This is a genomic window from Streptomyces lunaelactis, assembly GCF_003054555.1.
Lineage (GTDB): Bacteria > Actinomycetota > Actinomycetes > Streptomycetales > Streptomycetaceae > Streptomyces > Streptomyces lunaelactis.
In genome coordinates this window covers 3,634,152-3,651,895 of record NZ_CP026304.1, presented here as the reverse complement: position 1 = coordinate 3,651,895, position 17,744 = coordinate 3,634,152, and the positions used below count along the sequence as shown (strand labels likewise).

Below are 17,744 nucleotides of genomic sequence, written 5' to 3'. Positions count from 1 at the left end.
GGGATGAGGCGGTGCGGATCGGCGTGCGGATCGGTGCGGATCGGCGTGCGTGAGGCAGAGTGCCACGGGGATCTTGGTTATGTCAGGGGCGCGACAAAGGCTTGGCGAAGCAGCGGCTGTTCTCGTACTCGCGGTAGTGGCCGAATTTGTTCGCGCAGAGTGTGTAGCCGCTGGAGGTGTAGAGGGCGATCGCCTCCGGCTGCTTGGTGCCGGTCTCCAGCACCATGCGGGTACGGCCGGCCGCGCGGGCGTCGTCCTCGAGGGCGGCCAGGATCCGGCGGGCAAGCCCCAGGCCGCGCGCCTCGTGGATCACGTACATGCGCTTGAGCTCGGCGTCTCCGTCGGAGTAGCCCTCGTCGTTCGCGTCCTGGGAACGCCAGCCGCCGGTGGCGACGGGCCGGCCCTCGTCGTCGTACGCGAGGAGATAGAGACCGCGCGGCGGCACGAACATCGAGGCGTCGAGGGGTGTGATGTCACCCTCACCCTCGGTCTCGCCCTCGTCCCGGTACCGCTCGCCGTATTCGAGTTGCACCTGGTCGTTGAGTTTGACGGCATCGGGGTGGTCGAAGGCGACGGTTCGGAACTCCATGGGCGGAAGCGTACGTGGATGCGAATACCTGTCGGGGGTGAGGTGCTCGGTGCGGTGCTCCGCAGGGGGCTCGGTAGGGTGCCGGGATGCTCACCGTGACGACCGTGAATGTGAATGGCCTCCGTGCCGCCGCCAAGAAGGGCTTCGTGGAGTGGCTGGCCGGCACCGCCGCCGACGCGATCTGCCTCCAGGAGGTACGGGCCGAGGCGCACCAGCTCCCGGACGAGGTGCGCGAGCCGGAGGGCTGGCACACGGTGCACGCCCCGGCCACCGCGAAGGGCCGTGCGGGCGTCTCGCTCTACACACGGCGCGAGCCGGACCGGGTCCGGATCGGCTTCGGCTCGGCCGAGTTCGACGCGAGCGGGCGGTACGTCGAGGCGGACCTGCCGGGCGTCACGGTCGCGAGCCTGTACCTGCCCTCGGGTGAGGTGGGGACGGAGAAGCAGGACGAGAAGATGCGGTTCATGGCCGAGTTCCTGCCGTACCTCGCCGAACTGAAGGCGCGCTCGGCGGCGGACGGGCGCGAGGTGGTGGTCTGCGGCGACTGGAACATCGCGCATCAGGAGGCCGACCTCAAGAACTGGAAGGGCAACAAGAAGAACTCCGGCTTCCTGCCCGAGGAGCGGGAGTGGCTGACCCGGGTCCTCTCCGAGGCGGAGTACGTGGATGTGGTGCGGGCGCTGCATCCGGACGAGGAGGGGCCGTACTCCTGGTGGTCGTACCGGGGGCGGGCTTTTGACACCGACACGGGCTGGCGCATCGACTACCAAGTGGCGACGCCGGGTCTCGCGCGGCGCGCGGTGAAGGCATGGGTGGAGCGTGCGGCGACGCACGGCGAGCGCTGGAGCGACCACGCGCCGGTGACGGCGGTCTACGAGCTTTAGCGGACGCCGGGAAGCCCCGCCCGAATGGCCTTGCTCGCCGGAAGGGTGAACGGCATGGCACGGACCGGGTAGAGAAGTCGCCTGCTGCTACCAGCAAGCCGTGACGCTGCCGGCTAGGACCGGAGTTCGTCCGGGGCCGGGGCCGGGGCGACGGCCGGGCTCGGGCCCGCGGCCGCGGACCTCGGCGGCGAGGTGTCGCGCAGGCGGCGGTCCAGGGCCATCGAGAGTTCCGCGTCCACCACGCTCTTCGCCAGCGGGCGCAGTCGTTCCGACTCGCCCTCCGGGGTGTGGGCGCGCAGTACCTCGACGAAGAGTTCGGCCAGTGCCTCCGCGTGGGTGCGGACCCGGCGGCCCGCGTCCAGGACCACCGAGAGTGGTACACCCTCCCGTACCAGCGCCGACGAGACCTCCAGCAGGCGGCGGCTGATGTGGACGATCTCCTCGCCGTCCGTCGCCAGGTAGCCGAGGTCCAGGGCCGCGGCCAGGTTCTCGGCGGTGACATCGCCTTCGAAGTAGTCCGCGAGCTCCTCGGGGCTGAGGCGGACCGGGGTCTCCTCGGTGGGTTCGCCGAGGCCGAGTACCTCGCCGACGTCGCGTCCGCTGTCGAACGCGGTGGCGAGGTCCGCGATGCCGTTGAGTGTGTGGCCGCGTTCCAGCAGGGCGGCGATCGTACGGAGCCGGGCCAGGTGGTGCTCGTCGTACCAGGCGATTCGGCCTTCGCGGCGGGGCGGCGGGATCAGTCCCCGCTCGCGGTAGAAGCGCACGGTGCGCACCGTGATGCCGGCCTCCTTGGCCAGCTCCTCCATGCGGTACTCGCGTCCGTCTGCCACAGGGGAAGCCTATGTTGTACCGCGGGTAACTTGTCGGGTCCGACCCCTACCGCTGGGTATGCGGCTGCTCTACCCTCCCAATCATGCCAGTGATTGCTGGCAGCGTTGGGGCGTTCAGTGGGAGGCTGCGGCATGAGCCAGCACGAGCATGTACGAGTGGCGGTGATCGGATCCGGATTCGGCGGCCTGGGTGCCGCCGTCCGGCTGCGCCGCGAAGGGGTCACCGACTTCGTCGTCCTGGAGCGGGCCGACTCGGTCGGCGGGACCTGGCGCGACAACAGCTATCCGGGGTGCGCCTGCGACGTACCCTCGCACCTCTACTCGTTCTCCTTCGCGCCCAACCCCGACTGGCCCCGCACCTTCTCCGGGCAGCAGCACATCCGCGCGTATCTGGAGCATGTCGCGGACACCTTCCGGCTCCGCTCCCACATCCGCCTCAACCATGAAGTACTGATGATGCGTTGGGACAGAGACGAGCTGCGCTGGGAGATCGAGACCTCGCGGGGCACGCTGACCGCCGATGTCGTCGTGTCCGCGACCGGCCCGCTGTCGGACCCGAAGATTCCCGAGATTCCGGGGCTGGCCGACTTCCCCGGCAAGGTCTTCCACTCCGCCCGCTGGGACCACGACTACGACCTGCGCGGCAAGCGCGTGGCGATGATCGGCACCGGTGCCTCGGCGATCCAGATCGTGCCGGCGATCCAGCCGGAGGCCGCGCATGTGACGCTGTTCCAGCGGACGCCGCCGTGGGTGTTGCCGCGGATGGACCGGGCGATCAGCGGGCCGGAGCGCTGGCTGCACCGGCAGCTGCCGTTCACCGGCGCCGCGCGCCGGGGGCTGCTGTGGGGGATCAGGGAGCTGCAGGTCAGCGCCTTCACCAAGCGGCCCAACGAGCTCGGGCTCATCGAGTCGATCGCCAAGCGGAATATGAGCCGCTCGATCAAGGACCCGGCGCTGCGGGCCAAGTTGACGCCCTCGTACCGCATCGGCTGCAAGCGGATCCTGCTGTCGAGCGAGTACTACCCGGCGCTCGCCCGGCCCAATGTGGATGTGGTGGCCTCGGGTCTGGCGGAGGTGCGCGGGTCGACGGTCGTCGCGGCCGACGGCACTGAGACCGAGGCCGACGCGATCATCTTCGGTACGGGCTTCCATGTGACGGACCTGCCGATCGCCGAGCGGGTGGTCGGTGCCGACGGGATCACGCTCGCCGAGGCGTGGAAGGACGGGATGGAGTCGCTGCGCGGCGCCACCGCGGCCGGCTTCCCCAACTGGATGACGATCATCGGCCCGAACACAGGGCTCGGAAACTCCTCCATGATCCTGATGATCGAGTCGCAGCTGAACTATCTGGCCGGCTACATGCGGCAGTTGAACGTCCTCGGCGAGCGGGCGGCGCTCGCGGTCCGGCCGTCCGCGGTGGGGGCGTGGAACCGGCGGGTTCAGGAGCGGATGGAGCGGACGGTGTGGAAGTCCGGCGGCTGCAACAGCTGGTACCTGGATGCGAACGGGCGTAACACCACGCTGTGGCCGGGGACGACGGGTGAGTTCCGGAAGGCGACGCGAGAGGTGGATCTCGCGGAGTACGAGGTCGTGCGGATGCCGGTCGGGACGGCCAAGTCCGCTGAGGCTGCGGAGACCGCGGAGGTCGTGCGATGAGCCGTACGCTGACGGCCGTCTCGGCCGACGGGTCGCCGGTCCATGTCGAGGTGCACGGGCCCGAGGGCGCGCCCGCGGTGGTCCTGGCCCACGGCTGGACCTGCTCGACGGAGTTCTGGGCCGCGCAGGTACGGGAGCTGGCCGCCGATCACCGGGTCGTCGTCTACGACCAGCGGGGCCACGGCCGTACGGCGGCCGCGGCCGTCGGTACGGATGTGCTCGCCGACGACCTGGAGGCGGTGCTCGCATCCGTACTGGCTCCGGGCGAGAAGGCCGTGCTCGCCGGGCACTCCATGGGCGGGATGACGCTGATGGCCGCGTCCGGGCGGGCCGCATTCGCCGAGCACGCGGCCGCCGTCCTGCTGTGCAGTACGGGCAGTTCGCGGCTGATCGCCGAGTCGCTGGTGCTGCCGATGCGGGCCGGGCGGCTGCGGACCAGGATCACCCGGCTGATTCTCGGGGCGCGTGCCCCGCTGGGCCCGGTGACGCCGCTCTCGAAGCGCATCCTCAAGTACGCGACGATGGGCCCCGGTTCGGCGCCGGAGCGGGTCGCGGAGTGCGCTCGTATCGTGCACGCCTGCCCGCGGAAGTCCCGGGTGGCCTGGGCGCATGTGCTCGGCGAGCTCGATCTCGACGCGGGTGTACGGGAGTTGAGGGTGCCGGCTGTGGTGGTCGCGGGCACGGCGGACCGGCTCACGCCGATCGTGCTCGCGCGGCGGCTGGCCGCGGAGCTGCCCCTGTGCGTGGAGCTGGTGGAGCTCGCCGGGATGGGTCACATGACGCCGGTGGAGGCGCCGGAGGTGGTCACCGCGAAGATCCGCGAGCTGGTGGGTGCGTACGTGAAAGCGAAGTCGGGCGTGGAGTCGGGCGTGGAGTCGGTCGCGAAGTCTGGCGCGAAGGAGGAGGCCGCATGAGCAGGACGAGCCTGGAGGGACAGGTCGCGGTCGTCACCGGCGCGGCGCGGGGCGTGGGCGAGCTGTTGGCCCGCAAGCTCTCGGCGCGCGGCGCGAAGGTGGCCCTGGTGGGTCTCGAGCCGGACGAGCTGAAGAAGGTCTCGGACCGGCTGCACACCGAGAGCGACCACTGGTACGCGGATGTCACCGACCACGAGGCGATGGCCCAGGTCGCACAGGAGGTCAAGGCGCGCTTCGGCAAGGTCGACATCGTCGTCGCGAACGCGGGTGTGGCGTCGGGCGGGCCTTTCGTGGACTCGGATCCGGTCGCGTGGCGGCGGGTGATCGAGGTCAATCTGATCGGGGCCGCGGTCACGGGCAGGGCGTTCCTGCCGGTGCTGATGGAGAGCCGGGGGTACTTCCTGCAGATCGCGTCGCTGGCGGCGATCACGCCGGCGCCGATGATGACGGCGTACTGCGCGTCGAAGTCGGGCGTCGAGGCGTTCGCGCACAGCCTGCGCGCGGAGGTCGGCCACCGGGGCGTGCGGGTCGGGGTCGGCTATCTGTCCTGGACGGATACGGACATGGTGCGGGGCGCGGACCAGGACGCTGTGATGCGGGAGTTGCGGCAGCGGCTGCCGTGGCCGTCGAACAAGACGTACCCGCTGGGCCCGGCGGTGGACCGGATCGTGGCCGGGATCGAACGGCGGTCCTCACATGTGTACGCGCAGTGGTGGCTGCGGGGGATGCAGTCGGTACGGGGGTATCTGCCGTCGCTGATCGGGGCGGTGGGCCAGCGGGAGATGCGGCGCTTCGAGCCACGGCTCGAGGGGGTCTCGAAGGGGCTCGTGGGGGCGGGCGGGGCGGCGGACGAGGCGGCGCGTACGGAGCAGGCACCGCGCGATTGATCGACATGCGAGGTATGTCCCTGAGTGGCAAGCTGGTCGGGGGCCGGGGGGTCTAGAGGCTGCCCCCGGCCGCTCACACCCTGAGGAGTGAACTTCCATGGGCACGAAAGACCAGTCTCAGGACATGGCGAAGCAGCGCAGGGAACAGCCGAAGCCGACGCCGCCGGGCAGTAAGCACGACAAGGCGTGGGAGCGGACTATGCAGGGGGATGAGCTGGACCGGCCCACGGAGGAAATGATGCGCGAGGCGGAGGACAAGCTCCACCAGGACTACCGGGACTGAACGCAGCGGTTCAAGAGGGGCGCACCTGTGACGACGGGTGCGCCTCTCTTGTGTGTGTGGGGGTACGGAGCACCCTGCCCCGGGGCTCCGCTCCGGACCCCCGGTCTCAGCGATCCTCAATCGCCGGACGGGCTTGATTTCCGCGGCGGCAGCTTCGGGCGGCGGAGGTCAGGGGCGCCCGAGTAGTCCGGGGGCATCGCCGGGGGCTGGGTTTTCAGCAGGTCCAGGGCCAGTTGGATCGCGTCGTCCATCTGGGCGTGGCGGCCCTCCGCCCAGTCCAGGGGGGTGCGCAGGGCGTCCAGGTCCGGCTCGACTCCGTGGTTCTCGATCGACCAGCCGTACGCGTCGAACCACGCCGCGTTCATCGGGACCGTGATCACCGTGCCGTCGCCCAGGCGGTGCCGGCCCGTCATGCCCACCACACCGCCCCAGGTCCGGCTGCCCACCACCGGGCCCAGGCCCAGCAGTTTGAACGCCGCTGTGATCATGTCGCCGTCCGAGGACGTCGCCTCGTCCGCCAGTGCCACCACCGGACCGCGCGGCGCGTTCGACGCGTACGAGACCGGCTGCGCGTTCCTCGTCAGGTCCCAGCCCAGGATCTTCCGCGTCAGCTTCTCCACCACCAGCTCGCTGATGTGGCCGCCCGCATTGCCCCGTACATCCACGATCAGCGCCGGCCGCGACACCTCGAGGCGCAGATCGCGGTTGAACTGCGCCCACCCCGACCCGCCCATGTCCGGGATGTGCAGGTAGCCGCACTTGTCGCCGCTCAACTCCCGTACGACCTCCCGGCGTTTGGCCACCCAGTCCTGGTACCGCAGTGGCCGTTCGTCCACCAGCGGGACCACCGCGACCCGGCGCGGGCGGCCTTCGCCCTCCGCCGGCCGGAAGGTCAGCTCGACCGTCGTGCCGCCCGCCGCCGCGAGCATCGGGTACGGGCCGGCCACCGGGTCCACCGGTCGGCCGTCCACGTGGGTGAGGATCGCGCCCTCGCGGATACCCGTACCGGCCAGCGGCGAGCGCGCCTTGGAGTCCGACGACTCGCCCGGCAGGATCCGGGCGACCGTCCAACCCCCGTCCCGGCACACCAGATTCGCGCCCAGCAGCCCCATCGGCCGCTGGTAGTGCGACGGTCCCTCGTTCCGGCGAGCCGGGGTGACGTACGCATGGGACGTGCCCAGCTCGCCCAGCACCTCGCGCAGCAGATCCGCGAACTCGTCCGGCGACGCCACCCGTTCGACCAGCGGACGGTACTGCCGCAACACCGCGTCCCAGTCGATCCCGCACATCCCCGGCTCCCAGAAGTACGCGCGGATGAGTCGGCCCGCCTCCTCGTACGCCTGGCGCCATTCGGACGGCGGGTCGACCTCGTGCAGGATCCGGCGCAGGTCCAGATAGACCGTCGAGTCGCTGTCGCCCGACTCGGTCGCCGGGACGGCGCGCAGCTCCCCCTCGTCCACGACCACCAGCCTGCTGCCGTCGCCGCTGACCGCGAACCAGTCGAGATGGCCTACCAGTTCGGTCCTGCGCGCCTTGGTGATGTCGAAGTGCTCCAGCGTGGGGCGGCCCGAGGTGTCCGCCGGATTCACGAACGTCTCACCCAGCGCGCCGGAGATCGGCCAGCGCAGCCAGACCAGGCCTCCGCCGCTGACCGGACGGAGCGCCGAGTACTTGGAGGCCGTCACGGGGAACGGCGTCACCCGGCTCTCCAGCCCCTCGATCTCGACCGTCGTGCCGCCTCCGGCGTCGCCGGAGTCGTCCAGCGGGTCGAGCCCGCCCGCCGCCGGCCGGCCGTCCGGCGACAGCGCGAAGGGCGACGGCGTCGCGGAGGACAGCGGTACGAGATAGGGACGGCAGCCCAGCGGGAACGACAGGTCCCCGGTGTGCACGTCGTACACCGGGTCGAAGCCCCGCCAGGAGAGGAAGGCGAGGTAGCGGCCGTCGCTGGTGAAGACCGGATTCTCGTCCTCGAAGCGGCCGTTGGTGACGTCGACGATCGTGCGGTCGCTGATCCGGGCCATCTTGATCTGCCGCAGCGAGCGGCCGATACCGGGCTGCGACCAGGTCAGCCACGTCCCGTCCGGCGAGAACGACAGGTCGCCGACCGGCCCGTTGATGGAGCGGATCAGCTCCGTCACCTCGCCTCCCCCAGAGCCTTCGGCCTCGGAGGTGCCCCCGGACTCCTCAGTCCCCGCAGCGGCAGCCGCCTCTTCGGACACAGTGATCACCAGCAGGCGCCCGTCGTGCGCGGCGATCGCGATCCGCTCGCCGTCGGGGTCCGACACCAGTTCCTGGACGCGGCCCAGCTCCCCGGAGGCCAGCCGCCGGGGCTCCGGCTCCCCGCTCGCCCGCGGCAGATACGCGATCTCGACGGCGTCCTCGCCGTCCGCGTCCGTGACATAGGCGACCTGGCCCCCGATGCCGAGCATCTCCGGCATCCGTACCCGTACGCCCGGGGTGTCCGCGATCGTGCGGGCCGGACCGTCGCGGTGCGTGAGCCAGTACAGGCTGCCGCGTACCGTGACGGCGCTGGCCCGCCCCGTCGGGTCGACCGAGATCCCGTCGACGTGGCTGGCGGCCGGCACCTGGTAGCCGCGGCGTCCGGCGCGCGGGCCGCCGAGGCGTACCTCCAGCTTGCGCGGCTTCGCGTCCGGCGCCGTCAGGTCGTCGACGATCCACAGGTCGCCCGCGCACTGGTACACGACCCTGCGACCGTCGCTCGAGGCGTGCCGGGCATAGAAGGCGTCATGGTCGGTGTGGCGCAGGAGACCGGTTCCGTCGGGCCGGCAGGAGTAGAGATTGCCGATGCCCTCGTGGTCGGAGAGGAACGCGATGCGTCCGGAGACGAACATGGCGCAGTCCAGATGGCCGTCGAGGTCGGCGAGCAGTCGCTCGCCGTGCAGCCACAGCCGGCCCGTCGCCCCGCCCCGGTACCGCTTCCACGCGGCCGGTTCGTGCGGCGGCTTGCCGGTGAGCAGCAGCGTGCGCCGTTCCCCGTCGATGTCGGCGACGGCGATGTCGGCGACCGGGCCCCACGGCAGTTTTCCGCCGGGGGAGCCGTCGGTGGGCACGCTGTAGGCCCAGGAGAAGTACGAGAAGGGCTGGCCGTGCGAGGAGACGGCGAGGATGTGGCCGTCCGGCGCCCAGCCGCAGACCCGGGTGTCCGTGGAGCCCCAGTAGCTGAGCCGGCGCGCGGGCCCGCCGGCGACGGGGGCGAGATGGATCTCGGGGTCGAGGCTGCGCCAGGTCGTGTAGGCGATCTGGTCGCCGTCGGGGGAGAAGCGCGGGTGGCCGACCCTGGTCCGGTCGACGGTGATCCGCCAGGCCCGTCCCGGCCGGTGTCCCTCCGGCACCAGGGGCGCGACCCAGAGGTCGTCCTCGGCGGCGAAGCACAGCAAGTCGTCGTGCAGATGCGGGAAACGGAGATACGCGACGTCGTCACTCACCCCCCAATGCTTTCCGTGTCAGGGGGGTGCGGCAACTTGTGACGCAGAACACGACCGAAACGATTTCGTTTCGCCGGCGATCCGGGTTACCTTCGTACGGTACGAAACCGTTTCGTTCAGGAAGGAGGTCGACCATGGCACGCAGCCGGATCACGCCCGAGCGCGAGGCCGAGCTGTACGAAGCCGTGCTCGACCTGCTGCGCACGGCCGGCTACGAGGGTCTCACCATGGACGCCGTCGCCGCCCGCACCCGGTCCAGCAAGGCCACCCTCTACCGCCAGTGGGGGAGCAAGCCGGAGCTGGTCGCCCGCGCACTGCGCCACAACAAGCCGGTGAGCATCGCGGAGATCGACACCGGCTCCCTGCGTGGCGACTTCCACGCGATGGTCGATCGCATGGACGACTGCCAGATGGAGAAGGACTCCGCGCTCATGCGGGGTCTGGCCCATGCCATCCACGAGAATCCCGATCTCCACCAGGCGCTGCGGGACCTGCTGATCGACCCGGAGATGACCGGGCTCGACACGCTGGTGCAGCGCGCCGTGGACCGGGGTGAACTCCCCGCGGACAACCCTGCGCTGAAATACGTCCCGCACATGCTGGTCGGCGCTTTCATCGCACGTCCGCTGATCGAGGACCGGTCGGTCGACCGGGACTTCATCTCCTCCTACCTCGATGCCGTGGTCCTCCCCGCCCTCGGCATCTGATCTCCCCGCACCACCCAGCACCTCCTGACGCGCGCCGCTCTCGTCGTCGGGCCGGCTCCCCATGCCCTGTTCACCTCACTCACGGGAGTACGCCCTCGTGGCCACGTTTCTCTATAAACTCGGACGGTTCGCCTTCCGGCGCCGCCGTCTCGTCGCCCTGCTGTGGGTGGCGTTGCTGGCACTCGCCGGAGTCGGCGCGGCCTCCGCGTCCACCGCCACCTCCTCGTCCTTCTCGGTCCCGGGCACGGAGGCCCAGAAGGCCTTCGACCTGCTGGAAGAGCGCTTCCCCGGGGCCAGCCCCGACGGTGCGACCGCCAATGTCGTCTTCCAGGCCCCCGACGGCCGGAAGATGACCGAACCGGCCAGCAAGGCCGAGGTGAACAAGGCGGTCGCCGAGCTGAAGGCCGGCTCCGACCAGATCGCCTCCGTCACCGACCCGTACACCGCCAACGCGGTCTCCAAGAACGGCGGGACGGCGTACATATCCGTCTCGTACAAGGTCAGCTCGATGGAGCTGACCGACGAGACCCGTGAGGCGCTGGAGAAGACCGGCACGGCCGCGCGTGACGCCGGGCTGACCGTCGAGATCGGCGGCGACGCGCTGCAGGCCGTCCCGGAGACCGGGGCGGGCGAGATCATCGGTGTCGGCATCGCCGCGGTGGTCCTGGTCATCACCTTCGGCTCGCTGGTCGCGGCCGGACTTCCGCTGCTGACCGCGATCATCGGCGTCGGCATCGGGATCTCCACGATCACCGCGCTGGCGAACGTTCTCGACCTCGGCTCCACCACATCGACGCTGGCGATGATGATCGGCCTGGCGGTCGGCATCGACTACGCGCTCTTCATCGTCTCCCGCTACCGCGCCGAGCTCGCCGAGGGCCGGAGTCGCGAGGAAGCGGCGGGACGGGCCGTCGGCACCGCGGGCTCCGCGGTCGTCTTCGCGGGCCTGACCGTGGTCATCGCGCTCGTCGGCCTCGCCGTCGTCAACATCCCGATGCTCACCAAGATGGGCTTCGCGGCCGCCGGCACGGTCGTGATCGCGGTCCTCATCGCGCTCACCCTCATCCCCGCCCTGCTCGGCTTCGCGGGCAAGCGGGTGCTCGGCCGCAAGGCGCGCAAGGGTCAGCCGGCGGGCGACAAGCCGAACATGGGCACCCGCTGGGCGCGCTTCGTGCTGCGCCGCCCGGTGATGGTGCTGCTCGTCGGTGTCATCGGCCTCGGCGCCATCGCCCTGCCGGCCGCGTCGCTGGAGTTGGGTCTGCCCGACGACGGCTCGCAGCCGGTCAGCACCACCCAGCGCAAGGCCTACGACACGCTGTCCGACGGCTTCGGCCCCGGCTTCAACGGTCCGCTGCTGGTGGTCGTCGACGGCGACAAGGGTGCGGCCGACCGTACCGTCACGGAGATCAAGGGCCTCGACGGTGTCGCGGCCGTCACCCCGCCGACCCTCAACAAGGCCGGCGACACCGCGATGATCACGGTCATACCGAAGGACCGTCCGTCCTCGGCCGAGACCGAGAGCCTCGTCCATTCCATCCGGGCGGACAGTGGTGACGACGTACTCATCACCGGTGCGACCGCGATGAACATCGACTTCTCGCAGAAGATGAACGACGCGCTGCTGCCCTATCTCGCGCTCGTCGTCGGTCTCGCCTTCCTGCTGCTGATGGTGGTCTTCCGCTCGGTGCTGGTACCGCTCAAGGCGGCCCTCGGCTTCCTGCTCTCCGTCGTCGCGGCGCTGGGCGCGGTCGTCGCCGTCTTCCAGTGGGGCTGGCTCGGCTCGCTGCTCGGCGTCGAACAGACCGGCCCGATCATGTCGATGATGCCGATCTTCATGGTGGGCGTCGTCTTCGGTCTCGCCATGGACTACGAGGTCTTCCTGGTCACGCGGATGAGGGAGGCGTACGTCCACGGGGAGCGGCCCGGCGAGGCGATCGTCACCGGCTTCAAGCACGGGGCCCGGGTCGTCACCGCGGCCGCGGTGATCATGATGGCGGTCTTCTCCGGCTTCATCGGCTCCAGTGAGCAGATGATCAAGATGATCGGCTTCGGCCTCGCGATCGCGGTCCTCTTCGACGCCTTCGTGGTCCGGATGGCGATCGTGCCCGCGGTGCTGGCGCTGCTCGGCCACAAGGCGTGGTGGCTGCCGCGCTGGCTGGACCGGCTGCTGCCCAATGTGGACGTGGAGGGCGAGCAGCTCCGCAAGGAACTCGCCGTCGGTCCCGAGGATCCGGACGCGGAGCGAGAGTTGGTACGCGTCTGAGCCCAGGCACGTACTCCGGGGGCGTCGCTTCGAGCGGTGCGCGCCCCCGGCAGCGCGACGGCACCGTGGGGACGGGGGCCGCCGCGGAATCCGGTGGCCGTATTCGTCAGCTTGCGCCGGCGGGTGCGGCCACCGCGTATGTGTGGCTCAGGAAGCGGATGAGCACCTTGGAGTCGAACTGGACCACCGCTACGCCGTCCGGGGTATGGAACTCCACCACTGCCTGGACCCGGCCGCACGGCCATACCTCTATGTCACCGCGGCGGACGGGCCCGCGAAGTCCGGTCTCCAGCAGCTCGCGGGGGAAGGTCCAGTCCCGGCCGCTGGGGAAGGCGAAGCTCACCGCATCCGGGTCCCCGTCGGGGTCGTAGCGGAGGGCGACGTGGACGGAGCGGTACTGCGGTGCGTCCGTGACGATCCGGCCCAATGCATGATCTTCGACGACTGCGGTCATTGGCCGACTCCTTACGATCGTCGTATATGCCCTCTAATGTCCCATATTTTTGGGCAATGGGGCGCGTTCATTTGTGACAGACCCGCTCTTGCAACTGGTTTGCAACAAGGCACTATCCTTGAGCAGTTATTCGTCTGTCCGAAGCGGAGTCCTCCATGCATGTCCCAGACGGATTCATCAACGCGCCGGTGTCGGTGGCCGCAGGAGTCGTCGCCGCCGGCGCCGTCGCGGTGAGTCTGCGTGGCGCCCGCCGTGAGCTGGGCGGTTCGGCAGTGGCGCTCGCCGGCGCCGAGCGCACCGCGCCGCTGGCGGGCCTCGTCGCCGCCTTCATCTTCGCCGTGCAGATGCTGAACTTTCCCGTCGCGGCAGGCACCAGTGGCCATCTGCTGGGCGGCGCGCTCGCCGCGATCCTCGTCGGTCCGTTCACCGGAGTGCTCTGCATAGCCGTCGTCCTGCTGATGCAGGGCCTCCTGTTCGCGGACGGCGGCCTCACCGCGCTCGGCGTGAACATCACCGTCATGGGCGTGGTCACGGTCGTCGTCGCGTACGCGCTCTTCCGCGGACTGGTCACGGTGCTGCCGCGCGGACGCCGCTCGATCACCGTCGCCTCCTTCGTCGCCGCGGTCGTGTCCGTACCGGCCGCGGCCGGCGCCTTCACCCTGATCTACGCGATCGGCGGGACCACCGACGTCCCCGTGGGCAAGGTGCTGACCGCGATGGTCGGCGTCCATGGCCTGATCGGCATCGGCGAGGCCGTGATCACGATGCTGACGGTGGGCGCCGTCGTCGCCGTACGGCCCGACCTGGTCCACGGCGCCCGCGGGCTCTCCACCCCACTCAAGCTGCGCATCGGCGGCGAGCTGGTCGACGCCGAGCCCGCTGCCGCCCCCGCCCCGGTCGCCGCCCGCTCGCCCCGCAAGCTCTGGCTGACCGGCCTGGTGACCGCGCTCGTCCTCGCCGGCTTCGTCTCCTTCTACGCCTCCGCCAGCCCCGACGGCCTCGAGAAGGTCGCCGCCGACCAGGGCATCGACAAGAACACGGAGGAGCACGCGGCGGCCGGCTCGCCACTCGCCGACTACGGAGTCGAGGACGTCTCCGACCCCCGGATCTCCGGCGGACTCGCGGGCGTCATCGGCGTCGGCGCCACGGTCGTCGTGGGCAGCGGGATCTTCTGGGCCGTACGCCGCCGCCGTACGACCGACGCCGGGCCGACCCGCGTGCCGGAGTCGGTCTGACATGGGCGCGGGCCACTCGCACAAGCTCTACCGGCACGGGCACTCGCCGGTCCACGACCTGCCGCCGCACTGCAAGCTCGTCGCCGTCTTCTGCTTCGTGCTGGTCGTGGTCTCCACGCCGCGCGAGGCGGTCTGGGCCTTTGCCCTGTACGCGGTGCTGCTCGCCGCGGTCGCGGCCGCGGCCGCAATCCCCGCCCGGTTCCTGCTGCGCCGGCTCCTCATCGAGATCCCGTTCGTGGCCTTCGCGCTGCTGATGCCCTTCGTGGTGCCCGGCGAGCAGGTCTCCGTACTCGGCATCCCGATGAGCGTCCCCGGCCTCTGGGGCGCCTGGAACATCCTCGCCAAGGGGACGCTGGGCGTCGCCGCGTCCGTCATCCTCGCCTCGACGACCGAGCTGCGCTCCCTGCTGCTCGGCCTCCAGCGGCTCAGACTGCCGCCGCTGCTGGTCCAGATCGCGTCCTTCATGATCCGGTACGGCGATGTCATCACCGACGAGATGCGCCGGATGTCCATCGCGCGCAGGTCACGCGGGTTCGAGGCGAGCGGCGTGCGGCACTGGGGCGTCCTCGCCAAGTCCGCGGGCGCCCTCTTCATCCGCTCCTACGAGCGCGGCGAGCGGGTGCATCTTGCGATGGTGAGCCGGGGGTACACCGGGACCATGCCGGTCATCGACGAGGTGACCGCGAGCCGCGCGCAGTGGACGTACGCCGCCGCACTCCCGCTGACCGCCCTCGCGGTCTGTCTGCTTGGCTGGACGCTATGACCGACCCTCTGGCCGACTCCTCGGCCGCCCCTTCGACCGCCGCGTCGCTGGAAGTCTCCGGCCTCGCCTACGCCTACCCCGACGGCCACCAGGCCCTCTTCGGCGTCGACCTGACCGTCGGGCGCGGTGAGCGGATCGCCCTGCTCGGCCCCAACGGAGCGGGCAAGACCACGCTCGTCCTGCACCTCAACGGCATCCTGGCCGGCGGCGCCGGCTCGGTGTCGGTCGCGGGCCTGCCGGTCGCCAGGGCGAACCTCGCGGAGATCCGCCGCCGGGTCGGCATCGTCTTCCAGGACCCGGACGACCAGCTGTTCATGCCGACGGTCCGGGAGGACGTGGCCTTCGGGCCCGCGGCCTCGGGCATGCGCGGCGCGGAGCTGGAGGCGCGGGTCCGTAGGGCGCTGGAGCAGGTCGGCATGGCGGAGTTCGCGGACCGGCCGCCGCACCATCTCTCCTTCGGTCAGCGGCGCCGGGTCGCGGTCGCCACCGTGCTCGCGATGGAGCCGGAGATCCTCGTACTCGACGAGCCCTCGTCCAACCTCGACCCGGCGTCGCGGCGTGAACTGGCCGACATTCTGCGGTCGTTGGACGTCACGGTGCTGATGGTGACGCACGATCTGCCGTACGCGCTGGAGCTGTGCCCGCGGGCGGTGATCCTCAGCCAGGGCGTGATCGCGGCGGACGGACGTACACAGGATCTGCTGAGCGACGAGGAGCTGATGCGGGCGCACCGCCTGGAGCTGCCGTTCGGTTTCAGTCCGAAGTCCGTCATGCTGAGCTGACCCGTGCTGAGCTGACCCGTGCTGCGCTGAAACCGTGCTGAGCTGACCCCTGAGTCAAATCCGGCGGGCCACCCTGCACCATGGGTGGATGAGCGGCAGCGGGAGAGCAGGCACGGTGGACGTCCGGGGCACGGTGGCGGAAGGCTTCGAGCCGGTCCGGGACGCCTTCGCAGGCAACTTCGAGCGGCGTGGCGAGCGCGGGGCGGCCGTCGCCGTCTACCGGGACGGGCGCAAGGTCGTCGATCTGTGGGCCGGCACCAGGGACGCGGACGGCCATGAACCCTGGGCCGTGGACACCGCGCAGGTCGTACGCTCCGCGACCAAGGGCCTCGCCGCGGCCGTCGTTCTGCTGCTCCACCAGCGCGGCCAGATCGACCTGGACGCCCCGGTCGGCACGTACTGGCCGGAGTTCAAGGCCGCCGGCAAGGAGCGGGTGGTCGTACGCCAACTGCTCTCGCACCGCGCCGGGCTGCCCGTCCTGGACCGCCCGCTCACCCTGGCCGAGGCCGCCGACGGCGTCAGCGGCCCGGCCGCACTGGCCGCGCAGCGCCCCGCCTGGGAGCCCGGCACCGACCACGGCTACCACGCGCACACCTACAGCTGGCTGATCGGCGAACTGGTGCGCCGGGTCACCGGCAGGACCATCGGCCGCTGGGTCGCAGAGGAGATCGCCCGCCCGCTCGGCCTGGACTTCTGGATCGGGCTGCCGCAGGAGGAGGCCCGCCGGATGGGCCGGACCGGCCCCGTCGAGGAGTCGGCCGCGGCGGACGGCGGCGGCCTCAAGCTGCGCCCCAAGCGCGCGGTCTCCGAGGCCTATCACGACCCTGAGTCCCTCACCCGCCGCGCCTTCGGGGCGATCGACCCCGCCCCGGACCAGAACGATCCGCAGTTCTGCGCCGCCGAACTCGCGGGCGCGAACGGCATATCCACCGCCCGCGCGCTGGCCCGCTTCTACGCCGCGACGATCGGCGAGGTCGACGGCGGACCGCGGCTGTTCGCCCCGGCCACCGTCACTCTCGCCCGCACCGAGGAGTCGTCGGGCCCGGACCGGGTCCTGATCGTGCCCACCCGCTTCGGCCTCGGCTTCATGCTGCACAGCGCCTCCTCGCCGCTGCTCGGCCCCGGCTCCTTCGGCCACCCGGGCCGCGGCGGCCCGCTCGGCTTCGCCGACCCCGAGTCGGGCATCGCGCTGGGCTACACAACCAACGGCATGCGCAAGGGAGTTACGGCCGATCCCCGCGCCCAGGCGCTGATCAGGGCGGTACGTTCGGTCATATGACACGTTTCGAGGGGTACGCCGTACTGATCACGGGCGCGGGGCGCGGTATCGGCGAGGCGAGCGCGCGCAGGCTCGCCTCCGAAGGAGCCCGCGTCCTGGTCACCGATGTGGACGAGGAACGCGCCGCGAAGGTGGCCGGAAGCATCGAGGGGGCCGCGTCCTTCCGCTGCGACGTGAGCGACCGTGCGTCGGTCGAGGCGGCCGTCGCGTACGCCGTCGAGCGCTTCGGCGCCCTGGACGTCCTGGTCAACAACGCGTACTCCTGCGGCCCCGACACCCCGCTCGTCGAGGATCAGCCGGACGACTCCTGGCAGCGGGACCTGGACGTCACCCTGACCGGCGCCTTCCGCTGCGCCCGCGCGGCCCTTCCGCACCTGGCGGCGAGCGGCCGCGGTGCGATCGTCAACATCGGCTCGGTCAACGGCGAACAGGACTTCGGCAACCACGCCTACAGCGCCGCCAAGGCCGGCCTTGCCTCGCTGACCCGCACGCTGGCGGGCGACGCGGCCCCCCGCGGCGTCCGGGTCAACCAGGTCACCCCGGGCACGATTCGTACGCCCGCCTGGTCGGGCCGCGAGGCGAGCCTCGACGCCCTGAGCCGCGTCTACCCGCTGGGCCGGGTCGGCGAGCCGGAGGACATCGCAGGGGCGGTGGCCTTCCTGGCCTCGAGCGACGCGGCCTGGATCACCGGCACGACGCTGCGGGTGGACGGCGGACTGCTCGCGGTGAACGCGGCGTTCGGCCAGGTCATGGCGGCGGAGTGAGCCGCGTT

Annotated in this window: 16 protein-coding genes; 12 read left to right on the top strand and 4 right to left on the bottom strand. The window is 71.0% G+C overall.

The window, feature by feature from the left end:
* Positions 1-82 precede the first annotated feature (82 nt).
* A complete protein-coding gene (locus SLUN_RS16375) occupies positions 83-589 on the bottom strand; it encodes a GNAT family N-acetyltransferase (protein WP_108149195.1) in 507 nt (168 codons plus the stop codon).
* An 86-nt stretch (positions 590-675) separates the two neighbouring features.
* Between SLUN_RS16375 and SLUN_RS16370 the strand changes: the two genes are divergently transcribed.
* On the top strand, positions 676-1,473 hold the full coding sequence (locus tag SLUN_RS16370; protein ID WP_108149194.1) for an exodeoxyribonuclease III: 798 nt from the start codon (positions 676-678) through the stop codon (positions 1,471-1,473).
* Between the two features lie 113 nt (positions 1,474-1,586).
* On the opposite strand, the gene SLUN_RS16365 is transcribed toward SLUN_RS16370, so the two are convergent.
* Complete coding sequence (locus SLUN_RS16365; RefSeq protein ID WP_108149193.1) at positions 1,587-2,279, bottom strand: MerR family transcriptional regulator; 693 nt, start codon at positions 2,277-2,279, stop codon at positions 1,587-1,589.
* 156 nt (positions 2,280-2,435) lie between these two features.
* Between SLUN_RS16365 and SLUN_RS16360 the strand changes: the two genes are divergently transcribed.
* The 4 genes from SLUN_RS16360 (at position 2,436) to SLUN_RS16345 (ending at position 6,043) form a co-directional block, all read left to right on the top strand.
* On the top strand, positions 2,436-3,959 hold the full coding sequence (locus SLUN_RS16360) for a flavin-containing monooxygenase (protein WP_108149192.1): 1,524 nt from the start codon (positions 2,436-2,438) through the stop codon (positions 3,957-3,959).
* Positions 3,956-4,873, top strand: a complete 918-nt coding sequence (locus SLUN_RS16355) for an alpha/beta fold hydrolase (protein ID WP_108149191.1) — start codon at positions 3,956-3,958, stop codon at positions 4,871-4,873. Before SLUN_RS16360 ends, SLUN_RS16355 begins: the two co-directional genes overlap by 4 nt.
* Positions 4,870-5,760 carry an SDR family oxidoreductase gene (locus SLUN_RS16350; RefSeq protein WP_108149190.1) on the top strand — a complete coding sequence of 297 codons (891 nt, stop codon included), beginning with the start codon at positions 4,870-4,872 and terminating at the stop codon, positions 5,758-5,760. Before SLUN_RS16355 ends, SLUN_RS16350 begins: the two co-directional genes overlap by 4 nt.
* A 97-nt stretch (positions 5,761-5,857) precedes the next feature.
* The gene (locus SLUN_RS16345) at positions 5,858-6,043 is read left to right on the top strand and encodes a hypothetical protein (RefSeq protein ID WP_108149189.1); all 186 of its coding nucleotides are present in this window, start codon (positions 5,858-5,860) and stop codon (positions 6,041-6,043) included.
* A 116-nt stretch (positions 6,044-6,159) separates the two neighbouring features.
* On the opposite strand, the gene SLUN_RS16340 is transcribed toward SLUN_RS16345, so the two are convergent.
* Entirely contained in the window at positions 6,160-9,489 is a 3,330-nt protein-coding gene (locus tag SLUN_RS16340) for a S41 family peptidase (RefSeq protein ID WP_108149188.1), read from the bottom strand.
* Positions 9,490-9,623: 134 nt separating this feature from the next.
* On the opposite strand from SLUN_RS16340, the gene SLUN_RS16335 reads away from it, so the two are divergent.
* Positions 9,624-10,196: a TetR/AcrR family transcriptional regulator gene (locus tag SLUN_RS16335; protein WP_108149187.1), complete on the top strand. Its 573-nt coding sequence runs from the start codon at positions 9,624-9,626 to the stop codon at positions 10,194-10,196.
* Between the two features lie 97 nt (positions 10,197-10,293).
* Positions 10,294-12,459: an MMPL family transporter gene (locus SLUN_RS16330; protein WP_108149186.1), complete on the top strand. Its 2,166-nt coding sequence runs from the start codon at positions 10,294-10,296 to the stop codon at positions 12,457-12,459.
* A gap of 106 nt (positions 12,460-12,565) precedes the next feature.
* On the opposite strand, the gene SLUN_RS16325 is transcribed toward SLUN_RS16330, so the two are convergent.
* On the bottom strand, positions 12,566-12,913 hold the full coding sequence (locus SLUN_RS16325) for an SsgA family sporulation/cell division regulator (RefSeq protein ID WP_108149185.1): 348 nt from the start codon (positions 12,911-12,913) through the stop codon (positions 12,566-12,568).
* Positions 12,914-13,068: 155 nt separating this feature from the next.
* Between SLUN_RS16325 and SLUN_RS16320 the strand changes: the two genes are divergently transcribed.
* The 5 genes from SLUN_RS16320 (at position 13,069) to SLUN_RS16300 (ending at position 17,736) form a co-directional block, all read left to right on the top strand.
* Positions 13,069-14,148: an energy-coupling factor ABC transporter permease gene (locus tag SLUN_RS16320; protein ID WP_108149184.1), complete on the top strand. Its 1,080-nt coding sequence runs from the start codon at positions 13,069-13,071 to the stop codon at positions 14,146-14,148.
* A gap of 1 nt (position 14,149) precedes the next feature.
* Complete coding sequence (gene cbiQ, locus SLUN_RS16315; RefSeq protein ID WP_108149183.1) at positions 14,150-14,911, top strand: cobalt ECF transporter T component CbiQ; 762 nt, start codon at positions 14,150-14,152, stop codon at positions 14,909-14,911.
* Positions 14,908-15,693: an energy-coupling factor ABC transporter ATP-binding protein gene (locus SLUN_RS16310; RefSeq protein WP_175313652.1), complete on the top strand. Its 786-nt coding sequence runs from the start codon at positions 14,908-14,910 to the stop codon at positions 15,691-15,693. The genes cbiQ and SLUN_RS16310 overlap by 4 nt, the downstream gene beginning before the upstream one ends.
* Before the next feature lie 88 nt (positions 15,694-15,781).
* Positions 15,782-16,972 carry a serine hydrolase domain-containing protein gene (locus SLUN_RS16305; RefSeq protein WP_108149182.1) on the top strand — a complete coding sequence of 397 codons (1,191 nt, stop codon included), beginning with the start codon at positions 15,782-15,784 and terminating at the stop codon, positions 16,970-16,972.
* Positions 16,969-17,736 (top strand): SDR family NAD(P)-dependent oxidoreductase, encoded by a 768-nt coding sequence (locus SLUN_RS16300; protein WP_108149181.1) that lies wholly within the window; start codon positions 16,969-16,971, stop codon positions 17,734-17,736. The genes SLUN_RS16305 and SLUN_RS16300 overlap by 4 nt, the downstream gene beginning before the upstream one ends.
* Positions 17,737-17,744 lie beyond the last annotated feature (8 nt).

Bases quoted from the DNA above. Each gene is read 5' to 3' on its own strand.
- SLUN_RS16375 (WP_108149195.1), bottom strand. From the start codon at position 589: ATGGAGTTCCGAACCGTCGCCTTCGACCACCCCGATGCCGTCAAACTC.
- SLUN_RS16370 (WP_108149194.1), top strand. From the start codon at position 676: ATGCTCACCGTGACGACCGTGAATGTGAATGGCCTCCGTGCCGCCGCC.
- SLUN_RS16365 (WP_108149193.1), bottom strand. From the start codon at position 2,279: ATGGAGGAGCTGGCCAAGGAGGCCGGCATCACGGTGCGCACCGTGCGC.
- SLUN_RS16360 (WP_108149192.1), top strand. From the start codon at position 2,436: ATGAGCCAGCACGAGCATGTACGAGTGGCGGTGATCGGATCCGGATTC.
- SLUN_RS16355 (WP_108149191.1), top strand. From the start codon at position 3,956: ATGAGCCGTACGCTGACGGCCGTCTCGGCCGACGGGTCGCCGGTCCAT.
- SLUN_RS16350 (WP_108149190.1), top strand. From the start codon at position 4,870: ATGAGCAGGACGAGCCTGGAGGGACAGGTCGCGGTCGTCACCGGCGCG.
- SLUN_RS16345 (WP_108149189.1), top strand. From the start codon at position 5,858: ATGGGCACGAAAGACCAGTCTCAGGACATGGCGAAGCAGCGCAGGGAA.
- SLUN_RS16335 (WP_108149187.1), top strand. From the start codon at position 9,624: ATGGCACGCAGCCGGATCACGCCCGAGCGCGAGGCCGAGCTGTACGAA.
- SLUN_RS16325 (WP_108149185.1), bottom strand. From the start codon at position 12,913: ATGACCGCAGTCGTCGAAGATCATGCATTGGGCCGGATCGTCACGGAC.
- SLUN_RS16320 (WP_108149184.1), top strand. From the start codon at position 13,069: ATGCATGTCCCAGACGGATTCATCAACGCGCCGGTGTCGGTGGCCGCA.
- cbiQ (WP_108149183.1), top strand. From the start codon at position 14,150: ATGGGCGCGGGCCACTCGCACAAGCTCTACCGGCACGGGCACTCGCCG.
- SLUN_RS16310 (WP_175313652.1), top strand. From the start codon at position 14,908: ATGACCGACCCTCTGGCCGACTCCTCGGCCGCCCCTTCGACCGCCGCG.
- SLUN_RS16305 (WP_108149182.1), top strand. From the start codon at position 15,782: ATGAGCGGCAGCGGGAGAGCAGGCACGGTGGACGTCCGGGGCACGGTG.
- SLUN_RS16300 (WP_108149181.1), top strand. From the start codon at position 16,969: ATGACACGTTTCGAGGGGTACGCCGTACTGATCACGGGCGCGGGGCGC.